The sequence below is a fragment of the Mycobacterium ahvazicum genome (genome assembly GCF_900176255.2).
GTDB lineage: Bacteria > Actinomycetota > Actinomycetes > Mycobacteriales > Mycobacteriaceae > Mycobacterium > Mycobacterium ahvazicum.
In genome coordinates this window covers 438015-450385 of sequence record NZ_FXEG02000003.1, presented here as the reverse complement: position 1 = coordinate 450385, position 12371 = coordinate 438015, and the positions used below count along the sequence as shown (strand labels likewise).

General features: G+C 65.3%; 13 protein-coding genes and 1 pseudogene. 6 read left to right on the top strand and 8 right to left on the bottom strand.

Annotated features, from left to right (window positions below; all coding sequences use genetic code 11):
* Positions 1 to 10 precede the first annotated feature (10 nt).
* Positions 11 to 781 (bottom strand): ATP synthase subunit B family protein, encoded by a 771-nt coding sequence (locus MAAFP003_RS14800; protein WP_096288069.1) that lies wholly within the window; start codon positions 779 to 781, stop codon positions 11 to 13.
* A gap of 124 nt (positions 782 to 905) precedes the next feature.
* On the opposite strand from MAAFP003_RS14800, the gene MAAFP003_RS14795 reads away from it, so the two are divergent.
* The 3 genes from MAAFP003_RS14795 to katG all read left to right on the top strand — a co-directional run bounded on the left by MAAFP003_RS14795 (position 906) and on the right by katG (position 4968).
* A complete protein-coding gene (locus MAAFP003_RS14795; RefSeq protein ID WP_096291165.1) occupies positions 906 to 2165 on the top strand; it encodes a L,D-transpeptidase in 1260 nt (419 codons plus the stop codon).
* A gap of 72 nt (positions 2166 to 2237) precedes the next feature.
* The gene (locus MAAFP003_RS14790) at positions 2238 to 2678 is read left to right on the top strand and encodes a Fur family transcriptional regulator (protein ID WP_103175410.1); all 441 of its coding nucleotides are present in this window, start codon (positions 2238 to 2240) and stop codon (positions 2676 to 2678) included.
* 49 nt (positions 2679 to 2727) lie between these two features.
* A complete protein-coding gene (katG, locus tag MAAFP003_RS14785; RefSeq protein ID WP_096288065.1) occupies positions 2728 to 4968 on the top strand; it encodes a catalase/peroxidase HPI in 2241 nt (746 codons plus the stop codon).
* Between the two features lie 80 nt (positions 4969 to 5048).
* On the opposite strand, the gene MAAFP003_RS14780 is transcribed toward katG, so the two are convergent.
* A complete protein-coding gene (locus MAAFP003_RS14780; protein ID WP_096288063.1) occupies positions 5049 to 5609 on the bottom strand; it encodes a carboxymuconolactone decarboxylase family protein in 561 nt (186 codons plus the stop codon).
* A gap of 38 nt (positions 5610 to 5647) precedes the next feature.
* On the opposite strand from MAAFP003_RS14780, the gene MAAFP003_RS14775 reads away from it, so the two are divergent.
* The gene (locus tag MAAFP003_RS14775) at positions 5648 to 5983 is read left to right on the top strand and encodes a winged helix-turn-helix transcriptional regulator (RefSeq protein WP_096288061.1); all 336 of its coding nucleotides are present in this window, start codon (positions 5648 to 5650) and stop codon (positions 5981 to 5983) included.
* A gap of 110 nt (positions 5984 to 6093) precedes the next feature.
* Positions 6094 to 6969, top strand: coding sequence for an alpha/beta fold hydrolase (locus MAAFP003_RS14770; protein WP_096288059.1), 876 nt, complete (start codon positions 6094 to 6096; stop codon positions 6967 to 6969).
* Between the two features lie 7 nt (positions 6970 to 6976).
* Here the strand turns inward: MAAFP003_RS14770 and MAAFP003_RS14765 are convergent, their stop codons facing one another.
* The 6 genes and pseudogenes from MAAFP003_RS14765 to MAAFP003_RS14745 form a co-directional block, all read right to left on the bottom strand.
* Positions 6977 to 7768 carry a DUF1906 domain-containing protein gene (locus tag MAAFP003_RS14765; protein ID WP_096288057.1) on the bottom strand — a complete coding sequence of 264 codons (792 nt, stop codon included), beginning with the start codon at positions 7766 to 7768 and terminating at the stop codon, positions 6977 to 6979.
* 22 nt (positions 7769 to 7790) lie between these two features.
* The gene (locus tag MAAFP003_RS29635; RefSeq protein WP_243394046.1) at positions 7791 to 8198 is read right to left on the bottom strand and encodes an alpha/beta hydrolase; all 408 of its coding nucleotides are present in this window, start codon (positions 8196 to 8198) and stop codon (positions 7791 to 7793) included.
* An 87-nt stretch (positions 8199 to 8285) separates the two neighbouring features.
* Positions 8286 to 8582 carry an alpha/beta hydrolase gene (locus tag MAAFP003_RS29630; protein ID WP_243394044.1) on the bottom strand — a complete coding sequence of 99 codons (297 nt, stop codon included), beginning with the start codon at positions 8580 to 8582 and terminating at the stop codon, positions 8286 to 8288.
* A gap of 90 nt (positions 8583 to 8672) precedes the next feature.
* Complete coding sequence (locus MAAFP003_RS14755; RefSeq protein WP_096288055.1) at positions 8673 to 10226, bottom strand: GMC family oxidoreductase; 1554 nt, start codon at positions 10224 to 10226, stop codon at positions 8673 to 8675.
* Between the two features lie 145 nt (positions 10227 to 10371).
* Positions 10372 to 10794, bottom strand: a pseudogene (locus MAAFP003_RS14750) (SRPBCC family protein).
* A gap of 1 nt (position 10795) precedes the next feature.
* Positions 10796 to 11608: an SDR family NAD(P)-dependent oxidoreductase gene (locus tag MAAFP003_RS14745; protein ID WP_096288053.1), complete on the bottom strand. Its 813-nt coding sequence runs from the start codon at positions 11606 to 11608 to the stop codon at positions 10796 to 10798.
* 66 nt (positions 11609 to 11674) lie between these two features.
* On the opposite strand from MAAFP003_RS14745, the gene MAAFP003_RS14740 reads away from it, so the two are divergent.
* Positions 11675 to 12298, top strand: a complete 624-nt coding sequence (locus MAAFP003_RS14740; protein ID WP_096288051.1) for a TetR/AcrR family transcriptional regulator — start codon at positions 11675 to 11677, stop codon at positions 12296 to 12298.
* Positions 12299 to 12371: the final 73 nt, after the last annotated feature.

Here is a 12371-nt window from a genome sequence, read left to right as displayed (position 1 = left end):
GGAGTCGTGGCTAGCTTCGCTGCAGGTGCGCTTTCGCTTCGCGGAGTAGTTCGGCGGCATCGTGGCTGGCTTGTTGCGCTTTGTCGTAGTTCTTTTCGGCGCGGTCGAGTTCGCGTTCCGCCCGGCGGAGATCGGCAAGCACCTCGTCACGACGCTCGCGGGCCGTCTGCCGTTCGGATTTCGACTGCGCCAGCTTGTCGTCGGCGTCGGCCTTTTCGCGCTCGGCGGTGGCGACCGCCGCGGCGAGTTCCTCCCGTCGGCGGTCAACCCTTTTCTCGCGGCCCTTCTCGGGCGATTTGGCGGGTGACGGTTCTGCGTCATCGCCGTACGCACCGAATCCCGACCATTGTTCGGGGCGGTCCAGTCGCCCCAGTCGCGCCCTGACCTCGGGATCGGCGATCGCGGCCTGCAGTGTGCTCGTGACGTCCTCACGCACCGCGGCGGACGCGCTGACGCCGGCCTGGTCAAAGGCGGACCGAACCAGGCCCTGGATCAGCCGGTGTTGCTCGCCGGACAGCTCGCGGATGCGGTGGCCATCCATCGCGGCATGCGCGGAACGCAGCCTGTCGCCCAGGTCGGCAATGCGCCGCGCGACGTCCTTGTCGCGGATCGCAAGTTGATTGACCACCCAGGCCGCGGTGGTCGGTTTGCGGCTGGCCGAGATCCGTTTGGCGGCGGCCTCGTCGCCTCGGCGCCGAGCGGCGGCGGACAATTCGGTGCGCTGGGCCGTGAACCCACTGGGCCGCACCGAATACAGCGCGTCGAGTTCGTCGTCGGCCATCACGCCATGATCTCTCGCAGACGTTTCAGGACGCGCCGGTGGGGCTACTTGTTACGCAACGTTGTTTCCGCGCGGGTTCAACCTCGAGCCGGCTGATGAGTAAGCCCCAAGGATGCGCATCCAGATGAACCCCAGGAACGGTGCCGAATTTTTGCGGCGGCTTCGACCGGCGCACCGGATCTTGTTGTGCGTATTCGTCGTCGTTGGACTTTGCGCCACGATCCAGATCGCCGCCTCACCCCGATGCCCGAACTGCACTACGAAAGCTACTGATGCTCTGGCGATTTCGTTTACTCCGGGTGTCAACGCGCGAGATGTCGATCCGGTTTCTCCGGTGCAGGTGAAGGTCGAGAACGGGACGCTCACCGAGGTCCGCATGGTCAATGAAGCCGGCAGGTCCATCGCGGGAGTGATGACGCCGGACAACACCGTCTGGAAGCCGACCGCCCCGTTGGGCTACGGACGTACCTACACGCTCAATGCCAGCGGCCGCAGCCGGGGTGGCGTTGTGGCGAACCAGGTTTCGTCGTTCTCCACCCTGCGGCCGTCGAATCAGACAAAGGTCTCGTTCACCACCACCTCCGAGGCTGCGCTGCGCGACGGCGGTACCTACGGCGTCGGGACTGTCGTGGTCGCGCACTTCGACGAAAAGATCTCTGATCGCGCGGCTGCCGAGCGTCAGCTGAAAGTGACGACCAACCCGGCGGTTGCGGGCTCGTGGTACTGGATCGACGGGCAGCACGCCCATTGGCGGCCGGAACACTACTACGCACCTGGCACTACCGTCACCGCCGAAGCCAAGGTTTACGGAATCGCTTTGGGCGACGGCCTATTCGGGCAGGAAGACACCCGGGTGTCGTTCCGGATCGGTGACGCGCATGTGTCGATCGCCGATGACGCCACCAAAACGGTGAGCGTCTTCGACAACGGGGCACTGGTCCGCACGATGCCCACCTCCATGGGAATGGGTGGCGAGGAGAAGGTCGGAGCGCAAACAATTTCGCTGTGGACCCCACCGGGCACCTACACCGTGCTCGACAAGGGCAACCCCGTCGTGATGGACTCGTCAACCTTTGGGCTGCCGAAGAACTCACGTCTCGGTTATCGGGAGACCATCAACTACGCGACCCGAATCAGCATCGACGGCATCTATCTGCACCAGCTCGACGCCACGGTATGGGCCCAGGGGCACACCGATACCTCGCACGGATGCCTGAACCTCAACGGTGACAATGCGAAATGGTTCTACGACTTCTCCGTACCCGGGGACGTGGTGGAGATCCGCAACACCGGAGGGCCACCGTTGCAGCTGACTCAAAACGGCGATTGGACGCTGAGCTGGGACCAGTGGCGTGACGGCAGCGCCATCAAGCCGACTTCCTGACGTCAAATTTTTACGGGGTGTTGCCCCGAGAAACTCTTGACCGAATCCAGATAAGCGGGGCATATTGGCGGTGTGTCGTCAATGTCGGACTACGCGGAGCGGCTGCGTTCGGCCGAGCTGCGTGTGACCCGGCCCAGGATCGCCGTCCTGGAAGCGGTGCACGCCCATCCTCATGCCGACACCGAGACGATCTTCTCCTCGGTGCGGATCGGTCTTCCCGACGTCTCACGCCAAGCCGTGTACGACGTGCTCAATGCCCTGACGGCGGTGGGCCTGGTCCGGCGCATCCAGCCGTCGGGGCTGGTCGCTCGGTACGAATCCCGGGTCGGCGACAACCACCACCACGTCGTGTGCCGATCCTGCGGGGTGATCGCCGACGTCGACTGCGCGGTCGGTGATGCCCCGTGCCTGACGCCAACAGACGACGACAACGCTCTCGACGGCTTCGTGCTCGACGAAGCCGAAGTCATCTATTGGGGCCTGTGCCCCGACTGTTCGACCGCCGATTCCTGATCACAGGTCGTGATCACAGCCCAATCACCCACCACTGGAAAGGAATGCTGTGTCATCAGATATCTCCGAGAGTCGCCCGCCGCAGCCGGACGCCGATACGTCCAGCAAGAGCGAAAGCGAGAACCCGGCAATTCCCTCGCCCAAGCCCAAGGGCGACGCTCCCCTGACCAACCAGGACTGGTGGCCCAACCAGATCGACGTATCGAGGCTGCACCCGCACTCGCCTCAGGCCAACCCGCTCGGTGATGACTTCGACTACGCCGAGGAGTTCGCCAAGCTCGACGTCGAAGCGGTCAAGGCTGACCTGATCTCGGTGTTGACCACCTCTCAGGACTGGTGGCCCGCCGACTACGGCCACTACGGCGGCTTCTTCATCCGGATGAGTTGGCACGCCGCCGGTACCTACCGCATCTTCGACGGCCGCGGTGGTGGCGGTCAGGGCATGCAGCGCTTCGCCCCGCTGAACAGCTGGCCGGACAACGCAAGCCTGGACAAGGCCCGCCGGCTGCTATGGCCGGTCAAAAAGAAGCACGGCAACAAGATCTCGTGGGCGGACCTGCTGCTGCTGGCCGGCAACGTGGCTCTGGAATCCATGGGGTTCAAGACCTTTGGTTTTGCCTTCGGTCGTGAAGACGTGTGGGAGCCCGAAGAGATCCTGTTCGGTGAAGAGGACGAGTGGCTTGGCACCAATAAGCGCTACTCCGACAAGCGTGCCCTCGCGCAGCCCTACGGTGCCACCACGATGGGTCTCATCTATGTGAATCCCGAAGGGCCCGAGGGCAAGCCGGATCCGGTCGCCGCGGCGATCGACATCCGCGAGACCTTCGGCCGGATGGCGATGAACGACGAAGAGACGGCCGCGCTGATCGTCGGTGGCCACAGCTTCGGCAAGACCCACGGCGCCGGTGACGCCGACCTGGTCGGCCCCGAGCCGGAGGCCGCCCCGATCGAACAACAGGGCTTGGGCTGGAAGAGCTCCTACGGCAGCGGCGTGGGCAAGGACGCGATCACCAGTGGCCTGGAAGTCGTCTGGACGCCCACCCCGACCAAGTGGGACAACACATTCCTGGAGACGCTGTACGGCTACGAGTGGGAGCTGGTGAAGAGCCCGGCCGGAGCGTGGCAGTACCAGGCCAAGGACGGCGCCGGCGCGGGCACCATCCCCGACCCATTCGGCGGGCCGGGCCGGGCGCCGACGATGCTGGTCACCGACGTCTCGCTGCGTGAGGACCCGATCTACCGCGAGATCACCCAGCGGTGGCTGAAGAACCCCGACGAACTGGCCGAGGCGTTCGCCAAGGCCTGGTACAAACTGCTGCACCGCGACATGGGACCGATCTCGCGTTACCTCGGCCCCTGGATTCCCGAGCCACAGTTGTGGCAGGACCCGGTTCCGGAGGTTGACCACAAGCTCGTCGACGACAAGGACGTGGCCGGCCTGAAGAAGAAGGTGCTCGAATCAGGCCTGTCGGTGCCCCAGTTGGTCAAGACCGCCTGGGCGGCGGCCGGCAGCTACCGCAACACCGACAAGCGCGGTGGTGCCAATGGCGCGCGTATTCGCCTTGAGCCGCAACGGAATTGGGAAGTCAACGAGCCTTCAGAGCTGGGCCAGGTGTTGCCGGTGCTGGAAAAGATCCAGCAGGACTTCAACGCCTCAGCCTCGGGCGGCAAGAAGATCTCACTGGCTGACCTCATCGTGCTGGCCGGCTCCGCCGCGGTCGAGAAGGCGGCCAAGGAGGCCGGGTACGACATCGCGGTGCACTTCGCGCCGGGCCGCACCGACGCCACCCAGGAGAACACCGACGTGGAGTCGTTCGCGGTGCTCGAACCGCGTGCTGACGGGTTCCGCAACTATGCCCGGCCGGGCGAGAAGGCCCCGCTGGAGCAGCTTCTGCTGGAGCGGGCCTACCTGCTCGGTGTGACCGGTCCGGAGTTGACGGTGCTCGTCGGCGGCTTGCGGGCTCTTGGTGCCAACCACGGCGGCAACAAGCACGGCGTGTTCACCGACAAGCCGGGCGCGTTGACCAACGACTTCTTCGTCAACCTGCTCGACATGGGCACGGCGTGGAAGCCGTCGGAGACTCAGGAGAACGTCTACGAGGGCCGCGATCGGGCCTCGGGGGCGCTGAAGTGGACCGCAACCGCCAACGACCTGGTGTTCGGGTCGAACTCCGTGCTGCGCGCGCTGGTCGAGGTTTACGCCCAGGACGACAACGCGGGCAAGTTCGTCGAGGACTTCGTCGCCGCGTGGGTCAAGGTCATGAACAACGATCGGTACGACCTGAAGTGACCTGATCGTCAGCACGAAGCGACACCCCGCGGGCCGCCCAGCTCGCGGGGTGTCGTCATTTCCAACCCCGAAATGGGCGGCTACGTTGGAAAGGCGCGGGCACCGACTTCGAGCGGCAGACGCAGGGCATTCACGAGATAGCTGACCGTCCGGTAGGCGCCGGCGAGCATCAGCAGCTCCAAGATGGCCTCGTCGCTGTGGTAGCTGCTCAGCTCCGCCCACAAATCGTCGTCGACGGTGCAGTTGCGGTGCAGGCTGTCGCAGAGGCGGATCAGGACGCGATCGCCATCCTCCCAGCCCTCATCCTCGGGTGTCCCGGACGTCAGCGACGCGATCTGGCCCTCGGTCAGGCCCGCCTTGGCCGCGAACGTGGTCACGTGCACTCCCCACTCGTATTCGGCACCGCAGGCCGCGGTGACCCTGTCGATGACGATCTCGCGCTGCCGAATCGTCAGATGCCCGCGGTCAAGCAGGCCGGAGTTGAAGAATTTGAAGAAGAGTCGGTGGTCGCGGGCCAACGTGGTGAAGAGCACCAGCGGCGGCCTGCCGTGCATGATGGCGTCGATGGCCTGCTGGATGTCGGCTGGGAATGGCGGCGAGGCGGGCGCAATGCGTGCGCTACGATTTCTATAGCGAGTCATGCTGGCACTCTACGCGCGGGTGCTTCAAAATATGGAGCATGTCCACTCCGCGGTTCGGGTCGCCAGTGCGGGGGTCGTCCACCGGACGGCCAATCATGGTCGCCTTCGATGCCCTCGGCCGACGTGGCGCGCTGCGCATCTTGTGGGAATTGCGTTCCGGTCCGTTGACCTTTCGTGGCCTTCAGGCGGCGTCCGAGATGAATCCCGGCTCCCTCAATGCCCGCCTCAAGGAACTGCGGGCGCTGGACATCCTGGATCACTCCGGCGGCGGCTACCACCTCACCGATCAAGGGCTGTCACTCATGGCGGCGTTGAAACCGCTCCAAGCCTGGGCCGACGACTGGGCGCGGCGGACCGACATTTGCCCGCAGTGAGGCCTGCCACACTATTACCCGTCAGTAACCTACGAAGGCGTAAGTTGCGTATTCTTGGGTAATCGCCGGTGTATCCAACTACCACCAAGGCTGGGGCAAACGGTCTGATTATGAGCGAATTGAGCTACCTCGAACTTCACGGCGACCGGATCGCTTACCGCGAAGCCGGCCACGGCCACGCGCTGCTGCTGATCCACGGAATGGCGGGCAGCTCGGCCACCTGGCGGGCGATCATCCCGCAGCTCGCCAAAAAATACCGCGTCATCGCGCCTGACCTGCTGGGTCACGGCGAGTCGGCAAAGCCGCGCGGCGACTACTCGCTGGGCGCATTCGCGGTCTCGCTGCGTGATCTGCTCGACGAACTCGGCGTGTCTCGTGCCACCGTGGTCGGGCAGTCGCTCGGCGGCGGCATCGCGATGCAGTTCACCCATCAGCACCGCGACTACTGCGAGCGCCTGGCGCTGATCGGCAGCGGCGGCCTCGGCCCGGAACTCAGTCCGGTGCTGCGGATGCTGTCCGCGCCCGGTGCGGAGTTGCTGTTGCCCGTCGTGGCGCCGCGACCGGTGTTGAACCTTGGCAACAAGCTGGGGTCATGGCTGACCTCGGCCGGCATCCGCGCGCCGCGAGCCGGTGAGATGTGGCAGGCGTACTGCTCACTGTCGGATGCGCGGACCCGCCAGGCGTTCCTGCGTACTTTGCGCTCCGTCGTGGACTACCGCGGTCAGGCCGTCAGCGCGCTCAACAAGCTGCACGTCGCCGCCGGCTTGCCCACGGTGTTGATCTGGGGCGACCAGGACCGGATCATTCCCGTCGCGCACGCCTACGCCGCCCATGACGCGCTGGATGGCAGCCGTCTCGAGGTACTCGAAGGCGTCGGGCACTTCCCGCACGTCGAGGCGCCGGTGGCCGTGGCGGACATCCTGGAGAACTTCATCGCCTCGACGACGCCCCAGGCGACCAACAATTCGGTGCCGCTGGGCATGTAGGGACGGCTCAGCGGCCGAGATCCCACTGTCCGTAGTCGGCCGCGAGGACGTCGTCCACATCGACGTTGATCCCGCCCAGCAGCGGGCCGGGGTTCGAAGGGCTGTTGACGACCGCTTGGTACAGCACCGCCATCGGCTCGCGCTGGCCGTGCGACCATGACCGGGTTTGCCACGCCCAGCGGTGCCCCGCGCTGGACGAGTTGCCGATCACCCCGTCCCTGATAGCCCACCCACACGCGTTGTAGTGGCCGTAGATACCGGTGCGGCCCACGCCGAGGACCGAGTTGATTCCCCGAAACCATTCGACGGCAAGGCCATTCCAGGTGTTCTGGTCGATATCGTCGTCGACGCTGAAGAAGATCGGCGCCGAGTTCGGTCCCCCTGCCGCGGCATGCAGCTGCTGAGCCGTTTGAGCGTCCGCGACACCGCCGTCGTGTCCGCGGGTCAGATCCGACGGAGTCGCCGGCCATCCGGGCTTGCCGTATTGGAAGTTGCTGACGATGTGCAGGCCCGCGGCGCGCAACGAGTCCGCGTACTCGCGGGTGAGGGGCTTGGCCTCGAAATGGGCTCCCGGCCGCTCCGCGGAGACGTAGTTGATCACGCCGGCGTACCCCGCCGCCTTGATCTCCTCGGGTGCGATCCTTTTCTCCGCAAAGTCGATCAGCTGGATGTCGGCGGCTGACGCCTGCCGCACGCCGAACGGCGTTGCCAGCGGCGCCAGACTCAGCAGCGCCGGTGACAACGCGTACTTGAGGGCGTCGCGTCGTGAAAGAGATCGTGGCGCAGCCGAATCGGGCACGGCGCGATCGTAGCAAAGCCGGCTACAGTCCCTGTTCTTTCAGCCAGGACACGATGTGGCCGGCAAGGGTCGGCCACTCGGGTTCCAGCGTCACGCTGTGCCCCATGTCGGGGATGATCGTCGCTCGGGTGCCATAGGCCTTTGCCGTCTTGTGCACGACGGAGGGAGGATAAATCTCGTCGTGCTCTCCCCCGAGCACCAGCACGGGCGTCTTCACTCGTGTGGTCTTGACGAGGTTGAGGGCGACCATGTCGCCGATGATCGCACGCGTGCTGTCCGGCTGGAGACGCGCCACGCTTTCGGCTACCAGGGATTCCGGCGTCGTCGGCGCGAAGAGCAGCCCGCGCGCACCCGCCAGTGTCCCACCGTACATGTCGGCGGGCCGGCCGCTGACGGCGAATTTCTGGCAGCCCCAAGGGTGTTTGCGCATTGCCCGCAGCAGGGTGCGCAGGTGTCCGCGTGGCGGTGCGGCGGCCAGCAGGACACCCGCGGGGGCGTCGTTGTTTTCCAGGTACTTCTACACGATAAATCCACCCATCGAGTGCCCGATCAGGATCGCTTGCGGTGCAAGTCTTTTGGCAATCGAGGTGAGGTCTTCGACGTAGTCCGAGATCGAGCACAGGCGAAGGGGTTTGTCCGCTGGACTCGAGCCATGGCCCCGAAGGCTGGGTGCCAAGACGCGAAACCCGCGGTCGGCGAAGTAGTCCAGAAGGTGCACGTCCCAGCTCCATCCACCCTGGAATGCGCCATGCACGAAAAGCAACGGGTGAGGGTGCTCCTTGCTGGGCTGACCCTTGTCGATGACTTCTAACATGATTTCGAATTCCTATCGAGGCGTTGACGATTGGTCGTCAGGGATTCGTTGCAGTATGCGCGGCGGACTGGTTTGCGGCCCGACATGATGTCAGAGCCGATGTTCGGCCTTGATGAACTGCGCGGCGCGCTCGCCGATCACGACGCAGGGTGCCATCGTGTTGCCGGTGGTTATGCGCGGCATGATCGACGCGTCGGCGACGCGCAGATTCTCGAAGCCGTAGACGTGGAGCCGCCCGTCGACCACCGACATCGAGTCGCGGCCCATCTTCGCCGTTCCCGATTCGTGCCAATAAGTGGTCACCGCATTGCGCAAATACGTTTCCAGCTCGTCGCCGGTCAGGTTCCCCGGCATGACTTCCCTGGTCACAAACGGCCGCAGCTCAGCGGAATTGCCGATTTCGCGCAGGGTTTCGATGCAGGCGATCCCCGTCTTGACATCGTGTGGATCCGACAGCGCGTTCGCTTCGATCCGAATCGGGTCGTGCGGATCGGGCCCGGTGAGTCGCACCCGGCCGCGGCTTTTCGGATGCGTGAGTGAGCCGAACAGAGTCCATCCATTCTGCGGGACAACGTATTTCGTGGTGTTCTCTGGCGTGGCCATCGGCAACGCGCCCAGGCAAGCGAAGAGATCCGGTCCATCGACGTCGCCGAGTCCGGAGTTCCAGAACAATGCCGCCCCCGCCTGGGTGCTGGCTTGGTAGTCCTCGGGAAACTCCCATACGCAGCCGAACCCGTAGTGGTCTTGAAAGTTGTGTCCCACCCCGGGCAGGTGCTGACGGACCCTGACCCCGACGCGGTGCAGCTCGTCGGAGTCGCCTACACCGGACCGCATCAGCACCTTGGGGGTGTGCATCGCCCCGAGGGACAACACCACCTCGGTGTCCGCGGTGATGTGGTGGACGGCACCGTCGTGGATCACTTCGACGCCGGTGGCCCGCTCGTCCTGGAAGGTCACCCGCGTCACCAGGGCATGCGGCACGACGGTCAGGTTCGGCTTCTCAAGATGGGGCGCCGTGTAGGTGCGGTAAACGGAGAGGCGCTTTCCACCGCGGTATCTCACGTCGGAGATCGCGGCACCGCGCATTTCTTCCATCAGCCGGCCGTTGGGGCTCTGATAGGTCGGAATCCCCAGTGTCCTAGCGGCTTTCACGACCGTTGTCGCGACCGGATGGACGTCGGGCGTCGGCTGCACGAAGACCGGCCCTCCGATCCCGCGATAATTCGGCTCACCCGTGCCGTGCCAGTCCTCGAGGTGCCGATACAAATCCAGCACCGGCTCGTAACCCCAGGCCGGTTCCCCGGATTCGGACGCGAAAAGGTCCCAGTCGCTGCGGTGTCCGCGCGCCCAGATCATCACGTTGATGCTGGAACCGCCGCCGAGCACCTTGCCCATCGAAAACGGGATCGAGCGGCCGTTCAGCCCCGGATCGGGCTCCGAGGCAAATGCCCAGTCGCGATCGGTGCCCAGGTTCAGTGGCCACTGGTTGGCCTCGGTGACGCTGGGCGCGTCATCGCTGCCGCCGGCCTCCAAGAGCAAGACGGTCACATCGGGGTTCTCCGCCAATCGTGCGGCGATGACCGAACCCGACGATCCCGCCCCGCACACGATGAAGTGATAGCGCGGACCTAATACAGCATTCACGATGGCTCCTACCGGATCGCTGGGTATAGCTTCCAATGTCTAGCCACGCGCGGACGAAACGGATGGTTCACCCGTGTCGCGAATTACCGCGTGACTGAACCTGATTCGGAGCACTCGTCGATAAGGTTGCCTGGCGTGAGGTGAATTATCGGCGTTCAGCGGCTTTCACGAGGCGATTGGCAAGAAAGCCGACCACGCCGCGCAGCAATACGCGCACGATTTGTCCCGTGCCGTGCAAACGTTCAGCGAAGGATCCCGTCCGGCGGAGGTCGGTGCCCCCCCGCGAGGTTGGGTGTCAGCAGCATCTCGGCCTGCTAGCCGCGTGCGGGCAATGGTGGTCCGATCTGCAGGTAAACGTGCCGGCGGTCCTGTTCGTAGGCGATCGTTTCTTCTCGCATCAGCATCGGCCATCCACCCACTTTGCGCACCGCGCCGATGCCGGCCGGCGCCGGATCGCCTTGCCGTTGCCAACTCGATTGCACGATAAGCGGTTTCGCCCATTCAGACCAGTGGCGGCCGATGCGCTTGTCGTTCGGTTGATCTCGAATGTGAACACTTTGCCGGCGATCTCAGCGGTTCGCATGCGTCGTCGCGGCCGCGGGCCGCAGCATCCGGGCGCTGATCAAGGCCGAAAGCCAGCCGGGTGAGAAGCGGCCCCCGGCGGTCATGATCCGGTTGCGCCACCCGGGAACCGCGACGGCGCGGCCTCGGTCGAGCGCGCGCAGGCCGGCGGCCACCACCGGTTCGGGTTCGGCCAGGTGCCGGTAGATCGCGGTGTGCGAGACATCCGATCCCAGCGCATCGACGAATCCCGTCCGGGTCGGTCCAGGGCACAACGCGGTCACCGTGACGCCCGCCCCGCGGGTTTCGGCCCACAGGGCCTGGCTGAGTGACAGCACGAACGCCTTCGAGGCGCCGTAGGTCGCCTGATAGGTCCCGGGCTGAAACGCGATGGTGGAGGCGACGTTGAGAATGCCGCCGCGACCGCGCGCGACCATGCCGGGCAGCACCGCGTGGGTGAGCCGAACCAGCGCGTCGACATTCACCGCCACCAGCTCGTGCTCGCGGTCGGCGTGCAGTTCCGCGAAGCGGCCGTAGGTGCCGAACCCGGCGTTGTTGACCAGCACCTCGATCGTCCGCCCCGACAGGCGGGCCGCGAGGGCAGCGACGCCGGCCTCGGTGCCGAGGTCGCCGACGACCAGTTCGACCTCGACGGGGCCTGCCTGACGGACCCGCTGCGCGACCGCGTTGAGCCGGTCCTCGTCACGTCCGGCAAGTAGTAATGACAAGCCGCGCCTGGCCAGCTGGTCGGCGAAGACCGCGCCGAAACCGGAGCTTGCACCCGTGATCACCGCCCAGCCGGTTCTTGGTTGAGATGACATTTTCGCTCTCTCCTTTCGGAAATGTGAATGCAATTAACATAGATCAACCATGTTAATGTCGTCAACATGTCCGGAAAGAAGTCCCTCACGGTGGCCAAGGCGCGCCGGGACAGCTACCACCACGGTGACCTCAAACGAGCGCTGACCAGTGCCGCGCTGTCGCTGGTGGCCGAGCGGGGGCCGAAGGGTTTCACCTTGACCGAGGCGGCCCGGCGGGCGGGCGTCAGCGCCGCGGCGCCATACCGGCACTTCACCGACAAGGCCCACCTGCTGGCTACCGTTGCCGAGCAGGGGTTTATCGATCTCCACGCCACATTGACCGCCGGCGCCGATATCGCGTCAGGGCCAACCGACAGGCTGATCGAAATCGGTCGCGCTTACGTCCGCTGGGCAATCGGGCATCCGGACCAGTATCGGGTGATGTTCGGCGCGGATACCGACAAAACCAAGCATCCGAGCTTGGCTGTCGCCGCAGGTCAAGCGTTCGGAGTCCTGCTCGACGCGATCGCGGGATGCCAAGCGGCCGGGTTGCTGCGCGGCCGGGCGCCGCGCGAGGTGGCAGGACCGCTGTGGTCGCTCGTGCATGGCATCGCATCCCTTGCCATCGAGGGCGAGCTACGGAATGTCGAGATCGACCAAGACCCCGAGGACATGGTCGCCGACGCCCTGTCCGACCTGTTCGATCGCTGAACGACGGCGCCAGTGGCTGGCATCCCAGCAAACAAGGCCGCCGTCGGGTCCGGGACCGCGCCGACCATTGGCT